Below are 14,178 nucleotides of genomic sequence, written 5' to 3'. Positions count from 1 at the left end.
TTGCCTCCCGACCGCACTATCGTGCAGCCAGTGCTCTGCTTTCTATTTGGAGTGGTCAATGAAGCGTGTCTTCTGGATCTTGATTACTCCAACATTGGCGTTTTTAATTTTGTGGGCACTAGGCACTTGGTTGGTCATGCCACGACTTGAAAGTTGGGCGTTGCAAGAGATGCAACGCTATTCGAAGTCGTCATTGCCCGTGGAAGTCAAGGCTGCCAAGTTGCACCTTAGAATTTTACGTCCTTCTTTGGTCTTAGAAGACATTTCAGTCACACCCAAACCAGGCAATGAGATCGCCGATATTTTATCGGTGGCCCGTATAGCCAGCGTTCGTGTTCATTTGGACTTCTTCCAATTACTTGGCGGTCGAGTCAATTTGTCTGCAGTGGTTATTGACTCTCCGGAAGTTCGTATCAATATCGACCCCCTTTTGAAAAGCCAAGGCCCAGCGAAGGAAATTCCCGTGGATGCAATTTTTTCGATCACCGAGAGATTGCCTTTGCAAAAAATCTTCCTGCAAAACATTCACGTGCTGGTCGAATCCAAGCAACTAGGCCTTGCCATTGAAGCGCAAAATGGCGGTTTGCTTTTAACCAACATGGGAAAAAATTTAACAGCCAAAGCGGATGTTCCTGATTTAAAAGTTCATTCTGAATTAGGAAACTTCTCTGGTTCTTTTGACACTCATCTCTATGCAACTCGTCAGTCCCTTCGCATTTTACAATTGGGTACACACTTAGATCAATCTGACTTCATTCTTCGCGGCGAGCTGACTCCGTTTAAAGATATTCCCATCAAACCCGCAGGGGTTCTTTCTTTGTCCGCTAAAGTTTCTTTGAACGATGTATTTAAAGAAATTAAACAGATTAAACCTCAAATGAAGTTCCCGAATTTGGCGGGGCAATTGGATACAGAAGTGGAAGCACACTTCAATGGCCTTAACGATTTGCACGGAAAGGCTGAAATCAATACCCAGTCTGTCGTCGTTGATAAATTTGAATTGGGTGATGCGAATATCCAAGGTCAATTTAAAAACCGCGTGATTTCCTTTTCTGAAATCAAGGTGAAGCACCCTGCCGGTGATGCCTCATTAACGAAATCACAAATCGAATTAGATCACGACTTTGCATTCAAATCTCGTGTGAAAGTAGATAACGTTGATTTGCAGAAGTTTTTTGCGTCGATGGATTTAAAAAATATTCCAGCGGGTCTGCAAGCTAAAGGAGAACTTCCCTGCTCTGGGACTCTTCGTCCTTTGAATGTGACTTGCGAAAATGCGACCTTGAGCGCAAGCGATATTTGGGTGAAGTCAGAGAACAATGCCAAGGGCAATCCCATTTTGAATTTGAAATCAATGTCGGCTCAGGGAAATGTTCAAGTGACTCCGCAAGCGGTGGCTTATCAGGCGAACCTGACTTTAGGCGACAGCGTTGGCAGTAGCGATGGTGTCATTGATTTCGACAAAGGTTTTAAAGTAAATTATAAAACCAAAAAACTTGATTTCAAAAATGTACAGAACTTAGCAAATCTTCGCATGAGTGGTAGCGCCAGCATCGAGGGCAGCACCGAGGGAGATTCTTCTACCGCCACTTTTGATATGAGCGTGAATGCCCGTGACTTTGTGTTCGAGACATTCGATTTGGGCAACGTTATTTCCAACGTGGCCTTGCGTAAAGGACATCTGATCTTTACAAATTTAGCCGGAGCTCAGAACAAAACCCAATACATTGGCGATCTTGATGTGGATCTTGCTCATGATCACATTGAGGGTAATTTCTCGTCTCCGACAACAGAACTTGGTGACGTGGCTAAGATCTTAGATCAATTTTATCACTTCCCTATTAACATGCAGGGTTCAGGCGCCGCCAAAGCTCATGTTGAAGGCCCTCTGAACTTCTGGAAATTAAGCTATAAGGTTGAATCTGCATTCAAAAGCGTCACTCTGGGACAAGAAAGCTTCGACCAATTAAACTTCAATGTCGATGCTGACAATGGAAACTTGAAAGCTCAGAAGGTTCAGCTTTTGAAAAATGCTTCTATCGTGAACGTCACGGGCGGTATTAGTTCTGATCAAGTTATGAACCTGGCCATCGATGGCAAGAACTGGAAGATGGAAGAATCTTCAATAGTGACGAAGATCAATTCTAGCATCTATGGAACTTTGAATTTCTCGTCTGAACTTAAAGACACGATCAAGAATCCACACATGCTGATCAAAGGCGCGATCACCGACACCGTTTTGGAAGATCAAGAAATTCCGAACTCAAACTTTATCTTAAAGATCAGCCGTCAAAGCCTAGGCGGCAAAGTCAGTCTTTTCGGCGACAAAGTAAATGGTGATTTCCAATATCCATTCGAAAAAGGCACTCCGTTAATCATTAAAATGAAAACAGATAACTGGAGTTTCTCAAGTTTGTTAGCCTTAGTCGGTGGCGCAAATTTAGCGGCTGAATACGAGTCTTCGATGACGTCGAACATTGATCTTCGTTCGGACTCTGGTGATTTCTTTAGATCTTCAGGCAAAATTCACACAGATAAATTTTTCCTGAAACGCGGGCATTTGAGTTTGCAAAATAACGGCCCAATGGATGTTGTTTCAGAAAATGGTTTGATCAGTTTTAAGAACTTCAACCTTCAGGGTCCCCACAGTCAGATCCGCTTTACAGGAAATAACTTTACAACAGAACGCCTGAATATGGGCGTCAGCGCCATGGTAGATTTGCGTCTGTTGCAAATCTTCCTGCCGTTTTTGGAAGACCTCGGTGGTCCACTGAATATGGAGGCCTCGGTCTCCGGCAAATTAACAAAGCCTGAAATTATTGGAACTGCTAATTTGAATAACGCCTTTGTGAAGCTGAAAGGTTTCCCCCACGCCATCGAACGCCTTTCAACGAACGTGTCATTCTCGCAAAGCAAAATTTTGATTAACGATATTCGTGGTCAAATGGCTGGAGGAACGATTTCAGGAGAAGGCAGTATTATTATCAATGGCCCTAGAGATCTTCAAACATCCATTCGCTTTCACGTCGACAATGCCACATTGAATGTCCCTGATAAAGTCAGCACAACAGGCAGCGGTGATTTGACATTTGCTGGCCGTTGGTTCCCATTCACACTTTCTGGCGTATATCACGTCAGCAACGGTTTGTTCGCAAAAGAATTCACGGATGACGCCGGCGGTGGCATCTCGGGTGTTCGTCAAAGTATTTACCTGCCAAAAGTTTTGCGTGAATCGCATTTTGAACCGGTCCTTTTCGATTTGCAGATCATTCTTGATAAAAGCTTGCCTGTGAAGAACTCGTTCTTTGATGGTTCCGTATCTGGAACTCTTCAAGTGAAAGGATCGCCAACAAACCCACTGCTTTTCGGCCGCATCACAGCTGATCGCAGATCGAAATTGATTTTTAAAGATAAGCTTTTTGATGTGCAAAATGCAGTGATCGACTTCACAGATCCAAACGAAATCAATCCGAACGTATTCGTCACTGCAAACTCTCGTATCACCGAATACGACGTGACCTTGATTGCGCAGGGTCCGGCCAAAAATCCAATAATCAAATTGTCCTCTGTTCCGCCATTGACGGATCAAGATATTATTTCTTTGATTGCATTAGGTGTAACTTCAACAAATTTGGATCAGACAGCGGGACAACAAAAAGCCGTTGCAGAACAAACTGGTGCTGAAATCGGCGGAGCCGTTCTTGCCAAACCAATTAACAAAGGTCTGGAAGCAACAGGTTTGGGGCTGAATTTCTCGGTGACGTCGCAATACGATTCCACTCGAAATATCAGTATTCCAAAAATCACTTTGAGCCGTCAGCTTTCTGAGCGCTTCAAGGTTTCGGGCAGCCGCCAGGTCGGCGATTTTGATAACTATGACGTGAAGCTTGAGTATCTTTTGAACAGTAATATTACAGCCGTAGGTTCTTACGAGCAAAAGAGCTTGTACGACAATACGACAATTTTAAATTCTCCGCAGGAAACCGAAAACGTTTTCGGTCTGGATCTTGAGTTTAAGCGGGAGTTTAAATGATTTTATCTTCGCAAGCGTTCCGCTTTTCCGCAGCTTTACTCTTGTGTCTGGTTTTAAGTACCCCTGCATTTGCGAAAAAGGTCTTAAACCTTTCGGATATTCCTCCACAGGTTCGAGCTGAAATTTACAAGCGCTACCCTCAAGCTGAAAAGGAAAAAATCACCTTAGATCAGGTAGATGATATTATTCGCCTGCTTCAATTAAAGCCTGAGTTTGACCGGCTTCAAGTTTTTGACGAAGGCAACGAATACAAATTGCATTTTATCAAAACAAAACGCCTTGGCGACGTGAGCTTCAGTGGAATCAAATATTTCTCAAACAGCGAAACTTCAAATATCTTTGCCGTCAAAGGCGGCGATCCCTTTGACCAGCAAACTTTGATCGAACAGGGTGAAAAACTCCGTCAAGCCTATAAAGATCAGGGTTATTTTAATGCTGTTGTTGATATCGAAATGCCTCCTCGTCCCGATGGCAATGTCGATATTTTGGTGAAGGTCACCGAAAACAAACGCACCATCATCAGCAAAATCAATCTACAAAGCCCGAACAATGAACTCAATCGCGGTCTTGGAAATAAATTAGAATCAAACCTCGATGATCCTTTAACTGAAAAAACTTTATCGGACATCAACAAGAAGGCGCGTACTTACCTAACCAAAAATCGCTATGTGCGTGCTGATTTCACGGGACCAACGATTGCTTACAATAGCGACGAATCCGAAGCCACGCTGACCTATCGTTTGGAAAGAGTCGAAAAATTCGACTTTGAACTTAAAGGAGTCCATTTCATCCGAGTAGGTCGTATTGAAGATGCCATTGACCTCAACTCTTACACCTCGGCAAATCCGGCGGTAGGAGCTGATATCGCTCAAAAGATTCGTGCATATTATATTTCTCAGGGTTATGCCCGCGCCGAAGTGGCTCACGAAGAATCCAACGACGGTTCGTTCAATCGCAAAATCACTTTCAATATCGATGAAGGCCCTCGCATCGCCATTGCCGGAATCAACATCACGGGGAAATTCAGCCGCAAAGCAAGCTACTACGAAGACTTTATTAAAGAGCACAGCTCGTCCACGGTTGCAGATAATTACTTCAACAAAGACGACCTTGATACGGGAATGCGCAATCTCGTTTTGCAATTGCAAAACGAAGGTTTTCTGCAAGCAAAAATTCTTTCAACGCGCATTCAATACAACCGCGAAAAGACTGAAGTGACTTTGCACGTAAATATCGACGAAGGCCCTTTAACGTCGATTAAATCTGTCGAATTCAGCGGCAACACGTCTTATACAAACGAGCAACTTCTAAAAGTGACGGGCCTCAAGCCAGGTCCCCTTCGTTTGAATCAGATTGAAGCTGCGGTAACGAATATCAAAAATTATTATCACGATAATGGTTACATCGAGATGCAACTTCTGAATGAAAAAGAAGATCTGGTCACTTACGATGAAACCAGCACTCAAGCGACTTTGCACTTTAAGATCCTCGAAGGTCCGCAAGTTCGTGCCGCCTCGATCGTGATCGAGGGCAACTCTTTCACACGTGATTCTGTGATTTTGATGGAGCTTGAGATTCGTCAAGGCGAGCTGATTACTCCGCAAAAAATCGATGACTCTATCACTCATTTGCAGCGCACAGGCTTTTTTGGAAATGTCGAGATTCACACACTGGAAGAAAAAACCAATGTGGCCAATCGTACTGTGATTGTGAAGGTCAGCGAACGCGATCCAGGTGTTTTCACAGTGGGCGCTGGTGCGACGAATGAACGAGACTTTACACTGCGTGGTTACACAAGTGTGGCTTATCGAAACCTATTGGGTACCGGACGCGGGGTTTCTTTGCGTCTGGAAGGAAACTACAACGTCGCGCACTTTAAGTACCTGGAAAGCAAAGCCGTGCTTGGATATTTAGAGCCTTATCTGTTCAATACCCATGTGCGTGGTCGTATCAATATCACTTACTCAAGTCAGATCACCGACTACACTGTTCATCAGGTTACGGATTTAAAGTCATACACTTACTCAATTGAAAAAGACATCACGACTCATATCTTGGGAACGTGGGATCTTTATTCACAAGCGCAAGTCCATGACTACGGTTTGGACAGTACTTATCCGTACACTCCGACGAACCAGATTATCGTTACAACGGGACCTAACGTCGATATTGATTATCGCGATAATCCATTCAACCCAACTCGCGGAACGTTCACTCGTATCAATGCGGAATACGCAGACCCGGCATTCGGTTCGAATGATACGATTCAATACTGGCGCGCAGTTGCAAGTTTCAGTCACTACTGGAAAGTGGGAATGTCACAAAAACAGCCTGTTGTTTGGGCGAACCAAATTCGCGGTGGCTATTTGAAGAACATAGCAACGGTAGATTCACCGACAAACGGTGTTCCATGGGATAAAAAAGGTTTCAGCCTTGGTGGCACCTCCACAGTTCGTGGTTATGAGGCCGGAACCGAATACTTCCCGAACAATAAAGATTTAGGTATTCAAAACACGAACAACAAGTACTATCTGACAACAGATTCTTCGATGTTCTTGATTAAGTCTGAATTGCGCTTTCCGGTTTGGGGAAGCTTGGGTGGCGCTATTTTCTATGATGGTGGCGAAGTCTTGATTCAAGGACTTGATATCAATCAGCCATATCGCGCAGGCACTGGCTTCGGCATTCGCTATAATACTCCAGTCGGGCCTTTGAGTATCGATATGGCTTGGAAACTAGAAATGCAACCTGGTGAAAGCCCGTGGCGTATTCACTTATCCATCGGTACATTCTAAAATTAATTTTGCAGAGTTGACTTCACTTGCTGAATACAAATGTAACCCGTTTGCGCTTTTTCATCATGCAAAGGGGCCACCCACACGGACTCGCAAAGCATTTGCAGTCTTTCTAAGGAAGCTCTCTCTGTGATGAAGTGCGGAGGCACTTCTAGGCGCATGATGCCGTCGTACTCTCCCCTTAAAACGGGAGCTGCCAGAACCATTAATTGTTCCGCAATTTTATCCTCGCGTTCATAGAGGGAATACCAGGGGCGACAATACATATCTTCGATAGTGTAGCTGGTATATTCGAAGCAGTTAAAGGTGCGGAAAATCTGCATGTGATTCAGACTGTAGAATTCAACGGCATGCCCCTCTTCGATCAACTCATCTACATCTTCGTGGAAGGACATCGAATAGTGTTCAAGAGCCTTATTCACAAGGAAGCGGGCATCTTTAATTGGATACCCCTCCGCCATCGTCTTTTTACAAATAAGAAGATAATCTTGAATCTGCTTCAGGACCCCGTCCTGCAGGTCATCAGAAAGAGCCTGGAAATAAGGTAGAGTAGAAGATTGGTACGGACGAACCGCCCATCCCTCATTTTCAATGAGATGGCTCAGCTCTTCACTAAAAGATAAGAACATTTTGATACGATTATTCATTTCCAGAAGCACCTACTAAATCCAGGTCAATTTACTTCGAAAATCGATTTCGCAAAAGAAAAAAGCCCCTTTTTGTGGGGCTTTTTGAAAAATTAACCTGTGTTTAGGCCTAACGAGCCTTGCTTGTGGCGAATTTCTTGCGCAAATCCTGGGTCACTTCTTGAATTGTGGCATTCAAAGTCACTTCAAAAAGGTCTTCGGCTGAAACCTTGTAAAGATCGCCAAGGCGTTTCAACGCGTTGATGGGAGGATGAGACACACCACGCTCCCAGTTAGAAATAAACTGCGGAGTTGAGTAACCAAGCTTATCAGCCACATCTCTTTGAGAGAGGCCGGCAGCGATACGCTTTTGCTTTAAAAAATCTGCTAACATATTTTTTTGTTTCATCTGAATTCCACCTAAATCTTGGTTTAGAATAAACATACTCGCATTATCATGACAAGTATTTGCTTTTAACTTGCACGGTTGTTTATGTTAATAACTAGTTAACTAGGTCGCTCTAAACAAATACAGTATACCCATAAATGGATAAATTACTTCCTGTTTTTTTGCAAAACTTAGTTCAGTTTGAAAGCCAAACTCATGTTTTGTTACACCAGCATTACACAAGAGGAGTTTTCTCTTTATGGCTCATGAAGTGAAACGCATATGGCGAGAAAATTTTAAGATCACCAGCATTCTTGTCAACCCTTTGGGGCGACTTGGGTTGTACGGAATCTTAAATCTCATTCAGGAAACCGCATGGATGCACGCAGAGACTTTGGGCTTTGGAATGAAGGACATGGAACGCCAAGGTCTCTTTTGGGTTCTAACTCGTCAAAACCTTGAAATGGATGAATGGCCTTCTTTTGGACAAAATGTAGTCATCGAAACTTGGCTGCGTCCACCAGAAGGAGCATTTGTTTCCCGCGAGTTTTACATTAAAACGCCTGAGGATCGCATCATTGGAAAATGCTCCACTAGCTGGTTGGCTTTGGATCGCAATACCAAAAAAATTCTTCCCTCTGCGGACCTACGGCCCTGGGCAGATATTTGTTTCGATCAAAGTAATGGTCTTTCAACCGAAAAAATTCCTGTCCAAGGTGAATATGAAAAATTGGCGCGCTTTCGTGTGCGCAACTCTGACATCGACACGAATCAACATGTTAACAATACGAAATATGCGCAGTGGATTTTAGATTCGATTTCCTATGATCTTCATCGCAGCTTAACGCTGAAGGCCTACTCGGTGAATTTCCTTTCAGAAACTCATCTTGGCGATAAAGTAATGGTTGAACGTTCTGCTTCATCCTCACACCATGAAAGCACAAATTCAGGAGCATCAATATACAAAGGCGTGATCATGCCGAAAGACTCAAGTGATCCTGACGCAAAAACTCAGACATGCTTTACAGCTCGGATTGATTGGGAGAAGATCAAAGCATGAACCCTTTAAAACCTTACCTGACAACCGAATTCACTGAGACACTGACTTTCGAAGTAGAGGCTTTCAAAAGCGCGCCGGATGAATTGTTGATCGAGTATCGCTTAAAAGGAGGCTTAGATAAAATCCGTTTCCCCGAGTCGTCTTTGGTGGAATCTCGTCGGGACGAACTTTGGAAACACACCTGTCTTGAAGCTTTTTTTGCGGAAAGCGATGACGACAACTCCCCTTACTTTGAAATCAATTGCTCACCCAATGGAGATTGGAATGCCTATGCTTTCAGCAGTTATCGTCAAGGTATGCAGCCTTCGGAGTCGTTGCGCGTGAAATTAGTGAGCCGAGAAGGCCATGATCGCGAAGCCCTTTTCCGAATTCGCATTTCTGGAGACGATTTGAAGAAGGCTCATCATCTGGGACTGACCGCCGTTATTGAGTTTATTGACGGAAGTCGCAGTTTTTTTGCCTTGGCTCATCCCGGAGCACAACCTGATTTTCATTTAAGAAAAGCCTGTCTGATTTCGCTCTGAATCAACCTGCCTGTTTCTTGACCCTTATTTGAGGCCAAGTTAGCTTTGCTTGTTTCATATTAATTTAATAATGCGCCGCACTCATCGACCTTGTCGTCCCAGTGTTGCGCTCTTCGTTTTCTAGTCGAAAGGGACTCCATGAAAAAACACACTGTACGTGTTTATCCGTCTAAAGAAAAATTGGATCGCAAAGATCAACTTGCTTGGAAAATTGCAGAGATCGCTTCGGACAATGCTCCGATCAAAGCTGATGTTGTCGATATGGTTATCAACCGTATCATCGATAATGCCTCTGTTGCGATTGCAGCTGCTAACCGTCGTCCGGTGGCTTCGGCTCGTGCGATGGCGATTGCTCACCCTCGTCCAACAGGTGCGACTGTGTTCGGTATGCCGAACGATCAAAAATTTGACTGTGAATGGGCTGCTTGGGCGAACGGCACTGCGGTTCGTGAGTTGGATTTCCATGATACTTTCTTGGCTGCCGATTACTCTCACCCTGGTGACAACATTCCTGCGATCTTGGCAGTAGCTCAGCAAATGAACAAAACTGGTAAAGAGCTTCTAAAAGGTATCGTGACTGGTTATGAGGTTCACGTTGATCTAGTGAAGGCAATCTGCTTACACGAATACAAAAAAGACCATATCGCTCACCTGTGCCCGGCTCAAGCTGCGGGTATTGGTACTTTGTTGGCTCTTCCAACTGAAACTATTTTCCAAGCTGTGCAACAAGCGGTTCACGTTTCTTTCACGACTCGTCAGTCTCGTAAAGGCGAAATCTCTTCTTGGAAAGCTTACGCTCCGGCGCACGCTGGTAAACTAGCTGTTGAAGCTGTTGACCGCGTGATGCGTGGTGAAGGCGCTCCATCTCCAATTTATGAGGGTGAAGATTCGGTTATCGCTTGGATGCTTTCTGGCAAAAACGGTAAGTACGAAGTTCCACTTCCAGAAGTGGGCGAAGAAAAGCGCGCGATCCTTGAGACGTATACAAAAGAACACTCTGCTGAATACCAATCTCAAGCATTGATCGACTTGGCTCGCAAAATGAAGCCAATGATCAAAAACTTCGACGATATCGCGAACATCGTAATCCACACTTCTCACCATACACACTACGTAATTGGTACCGGTGCGAACGATCCACAAAAAATGGATCCAAATGCGTCTCGCGAAACTCTTGATCACTCGATCATGTACATCTTTGCAGTGGCTCTTCAAGATGGAACTTGGCACCACGTGAATTCCTACGCTCCAGAGCGTGCGAAACGTGCTGACACTGTGGCTTTATGGCACAAAATTTCTACTGTTGAAGACAAACAATGGACTGCTTGGTACCACGAGACAGATCCAGATAAAAAACGCTTCGGCGGTCGCGTAGAAATCACAATGAAAGACGGCTCTAAAATCGTTGATGAACTTGGCGTAGCTGATGCGCATCCAGCAGGTGCTCGTCCATTCAAACGTGCTGACTACATCCGCAAGTTTGACACTTTGACGGAAGGAATCATCACGAAGGAAGAACGCAACCGTTTCATCGGTCTGGTGGAGCGTCTGGAATCTTTGACTGCTGACGAAGTGAAGCAATTGAACGTTCAGATTCCTATCGACAAGTTGACAAACAACAAGCGCGATACAAAAGGTATTTTCTAGTTGCGACGAACGGTAGCGGAGAGGGAGAGCTGGGTTCCTACGGGACGCGGCAGCCTGCCTCGCCGCTCCAGCCTTCGGCTGGGGGCCATCCAGGCCCCGCGGAGGTCCCTTCGTAACCCAGCTCTCCCTCTCCGCCACCTCATTGCTACCTGAAGACATTTGTTCACATTATTCTTAACAACTATCTTTAGGTTTTGAATTCACTGTGAATTATTCAGCTATGAGGATTTCATTCTCAAAAAAACTCGAAATGGCGTGATTGTAGGAGTAAGATATAACCTTGAAATCCAGGTTTATCGAATTGCTACGAAGTGTGATTTTAATTTTCTTTTTTTAAATTTCCTTGGAGGAAATTATGTTGTTTCCTGAGTTAACTCCGGCGCAGAAACGTGCGAATTTTAGAGCGGCTTTGAAGACTGGTAAATTGCTTCAGTTTCCTGGGGCTTGGTCTCCGTTGGTTTCAATGGCGATTGAAAAACAGGGATTTGATGGAGTTTATATTTCTGGTTCTGTTCTTTCGAATGATTTGGGCTATCCAGACATCGGTTTGACTTCACTGACTGAGATTGGGCTTCGTGGCCGTCAAATTGCTCGCACAACAAAACTTCCAACAATCATCGATATTGATACTGGTTTCGGTGAGCCGATGAGTGCGACTCGCACAGTGCAAGAAATGATCGAAATGGGTTTGGCTGGTTGCCATATTGAAGACCAAGTAAATCCAAAACGCTGCGGTCACTTGGATGGTAAATCTTTGGTGAGCCGTGATGAAGCCTCTCGCAAAGTCGCAGCAGCGGCTCGCGGTAAAAAATTGGACGAGAACTTTCTTTTGATCGCACGCACTGATGCTCGTGCCTCTGAAGGTCTGGATGCAGCCATTGATCGCGCAAAAGCTTACATCGATGCAGGCGCAGATTGCATCTTCACTGAAGCGTTGGAAAATGAAAAAGAATTCGAAACTTTCCGTAAGTCAGTCAACGTTCCCTTACTTGCAAACATGACTGAATTTGGCAAAGGCCGTCTTTTCACGTATCAAGAGCTTTCAAATCTTGGCTACAACATCGTGATCTACCCTGTGACGACATTCCGTCTTGCAATGGGTGCCACAGTGGATGGCTTGGCAGAGATTAAAGCAAAAGGCACTCAAGAAGGTCTTCTTCCAAAAATGCAAACTCGTAAGGATCTTTACGCGCTAACTCGCTATGATGAGTACAATTCTTTCGACCAGAATATCTTTAACTTCACTCTGAAGTAATCCCACGAACTGGACCGCCGCAAGGCATCGCAAAAAGGTACGGCGTACCTTGCTATACCTTGCTAAGGTCCAGTTTAGAATCCTCTATTAAGATCCGATAAAAACAGCATGGTTCAACTTTGGATTGTCATCGGATTGGCACTATCAGCAGTTGCTGTTTCCTGCTTAGGAGCCACATTCTCTATTTTGGGTCTCGGAAAATTATTTTCCGGTGCTGTGCTTGCCGTTTGGCTCATGGCGGGAGCTTTGGAGTTAGCAAAGTTCGTCGTCGCGGCTTACCTTCATCAAACTTGGACAAGCGTTGGAAAGATCTTCCGCGCGTATCTCGTTATTTGTGTTGTTGTTTTAAGTGCTATCACGAGCATGGGTATTTTCGGTTTCTTATCTGATGCCTACTCGACATCTTCTGCAACTTTGGAGTCTGAAGACATCAAACTTCAGCGCCTGCAAAGTGAACTCGCTATGACCAATGCAGAAGTGGCGCGCATCACTCATTCTGTAGATGAGATTCCGGATGCGCGTATCACGAAAAAACTAAAAGCCCGCGCAGATGCTGAACCCGCGATTCGCGACTTGAAAAATAAAATTTCAAATATCGACCAGCAGATTGCCAATGCTAAGATTAATATCATTTCTGTAAAACAAAAAGTCGGTCCTTTGATTTATATTTCAAAGGCCTTCAATATGGATATCGATACCGTTGTAAAATATCTGATCTTAGTGTTCGTTTCTGTATTCGATCCTCTTGCAATTTGCTTGGTCATTGCGCTAAGTGATGCCCTCATTAAACGTGCTCGCAAAGAATCCCAGCCAGAAGAGACAATGACCGTCTCCGCTGAGTCTGTTCCTGCAGAAGAAGTCATCGCAAGCCTTAAAATGTCTTTTGATGATGAAACTCCCGAGTCTGCCAACCGAGGCACCGGCTCATGAGCCAGAAAAAATCATGGCTGAGAGATGAAAGACTTCTCCGCATAGCGGGAGTCTTTCTTATTATCTCTCCCCTGATGAATTTCCTTATTAGTATGGCGACAATGAACGTTAACGTTCCTGACAAGTGGGCGCCGCATAATTTGATTTCTTCATTTATGGTGGCTACAAATCTTTCTTGGATCAGTCGTATTTCCAATGTTGTTGTGGGTATTTTAATGGCCCGGGGGAAGAGCTCTGCTTGGATTCCCGTTCTGGCAATTTTGGGATTCACCATCGCTAAGAATTTTATCACTTTCAAATATGATTATGGCGTAAATCACTTCCAAACAATTGCATCACTGGCCGTCAACGTCCTTTTATTCCTTTTGGTTTTCCAAGCTGAATATCATGCGAATAAAGAACTAGATCAGCGTTTGCAAGCGGTTCGGGCTGGGAAGAAAAATACAGCAGCGGGACCTCATGTCCCAACGGCAAACGAAGCAACAAAATCAAAAACTTCGCTAACAACGTCACAACAAACTGTTTCAACTGCGCAGAGAACTCAGCCGAAAGTTGTGCCCACTATGAAAGTTCAACCGACGATTCCTGCAAAGCCTCGCCTTCGTCACGTGGAATTTGTTGTGAAGCGTGGAATGCCCATCGTGTTTGATGGGCACGGTAAAATCGCCGAAGTCATTCACTGCACGGATCAAGAATTGTGGCTCAAGCCCACCAATCACCTGCCGCGCGATATTCATAAGCGCACGGTGACACTGCAAGATCCTGCTCATAAGGGAAAAGTTCGTTTGAAGTTCAGTGGACTTAGGGAAGACTCGGTCATCGTTTTCCGTTTGATAGGCTAATTTCACCGTGCAATTCCTTTAAAAAACGGGGCCATTTTGCACCTAATTTCAAATATTTAAGCGCTTAAAGAGATTATT

The 14,178-nt window shown here is 44.4% G+C and carries 10 protein-coding genes; 8 read left to right on the top strand and 2 right to left on the bottom strand.

What is annotated here, in order from left to right; translation table 11 throughout:
- The first annotated feature begins 58 nt into the window (after positions 1-58).
- Both VF412_RS03855 and VF412_RS03850 read left to right on the top strand, forming a co-directional pair.
- Positions 59-4,033, top strand: coding sequence for a translocation/assembly module TamB domain-containing protein (locus VF412_RS03855; protein ID WP_331337887.1), 3,975 nt, complete (start codon positions 59-61; stop codon positions 4,031-4,033).
- On the top strand, positions 4,030-6,828 hold the full coding sequence (locus VF412_RS03850; protein WP_331337886.1) for a POTRA domain-containing protein: 2,799 nt from the start codon (positions 4,030-4,032) through the stop codon (positions 6,826-6,828). The genes VF412_RS03855 and VF412_RS03850 overlap by 4 nt, the downstream gene beginning before the upstream one ends.
- Before the next feature lie 2 nt (positions 6,829-6,830).
- Here VF412_RS03850 and VF412_RS03845 read toward each other — a convergent pair whose 3' ends face one another.
- Both VF412_RS03845 and VF412_RS03840 read right to left on the bottom strand, forming a co-directional pair.
- On the bottom strand, positions 6,831-7,475 hold the full coding sequence (locus VF412_RS03845; RefSeq protein WP_331337885.1) for a hypothetical protein: 645 nt from the start codon (positions 7,473-7,475) through the stop codon (positions 6,831-6,833).
- A gap of 109 nt (positions 7,476-7,584) precedes the next feature.
- Complete coding sequence (locus VF412_RS03840) at positions 7,585-7,899, bottom strand: helix-turn-helix transcriptional regulator (protein ID WP_331337884.1); 315 nt, start codon at positions 7,897-7,899, stop codon at positions 7,585-7,587.
- A gap of 202 nt (positions 7,900-8,101) precedes the next feature.
- Here VF412_RS03840 and VF412_RS03835 point away from each other — a divergent pair, with 202 nt between their 5' ends.
- The 6 genes from VF412_RS03835 to VF412_RS03810 all read left to right on the top strand — a co-directional run bounded on the left by VF412_RS03835 (position 8,102) and on the right by VF412_RS03810 (position 14,100).
- Positions 8,102-8,902: an acyl-[acyl-carrier-protein] thioesterase gene (locus VF412_RS03835; protein ID WP_331337883.1), complete on the top strand. Its 801-nt coding sequence runs from the start codon at positions 8,102-8,104 to the stop codon at positions 8,900-8,902.
- Positions 8,899-9,426: a DOMON-like domain-containing protein gene (locus VF412_RS03830; protein WP_331337882.1), complete on the top strand. Its 528-nt coding sequence runs from the start codon at positions 8,899-8,901 to the stop codon at positions 9,424-9,426. Before VF412_RS03835 ends, VF412_RS03830 begins: the two co-directional genes overlap by 4 nt.
- Before the next feature lie 138 nt (positions 9,427-9,564).
- Positions 9,565-11,073 carry an MmgE/PrpD family protein gene (locus VF412_RS03825; protein WP_331337881.1) on the top strand — a complete coding sequence of 503 codons (1,509 nt, stop codon included), beginning with the start codon at positions 9,565-9,567 and terminating at the stop codon, positions 11,071-11,073.
- Positions 11,074-11,428: 355 nt separating this feature from the next.
- Entirely contained in the window at positions 11,429-12,328 is a 900-nt protein-coding gene (gene prpB, locus VF412_RS03820; protein ID WP_331337880.1) for a methylisocitrate lyase, read from the top strand.
- Between the two features lie 108 nt (positions 12,329-12,436).
- Positions 12,437-13,258 (top strand): hypothetical protein, encoded by an 822-nt coding sequence (locus tag VF412_RS03815; RefSeq protein ID WP_331337879.1) that lies wholly within the window; start codon positions 12,437-12,439, stop codon positions 13,256-13,258.
- A gap of 74 nt (positions 13,259-13,332) precedes the next feature.
- Positions 13,333-14,100 (top strand): hypothetical protein, encoded by a 768-nt coding sequence (locus VF412_RS03810; RefSeq protein WP_331337878.1) that lies wholly within the window; start codon positions 13,333-13,335, stop codon positions 14,098-14,100.
- The last annotated feature ends 78 nt before the right edge of the window (positions 14,101-14,178 follow it).

This window comes from Bdellovibrio sp. (assembly GCF_036384735.1).
Taxonomy (GTDB): Bacteria; Bdellovibrionota; Bdellovibrionia; order Bdellovibrionales; family Bdellovibrionaceae; genus Bdellovibrio.
The sequence above is the reverse complement of the archived record's forward strand: the minus strand, read 5'-3'. Positions and strand labels throughout refer to the sequence as shown.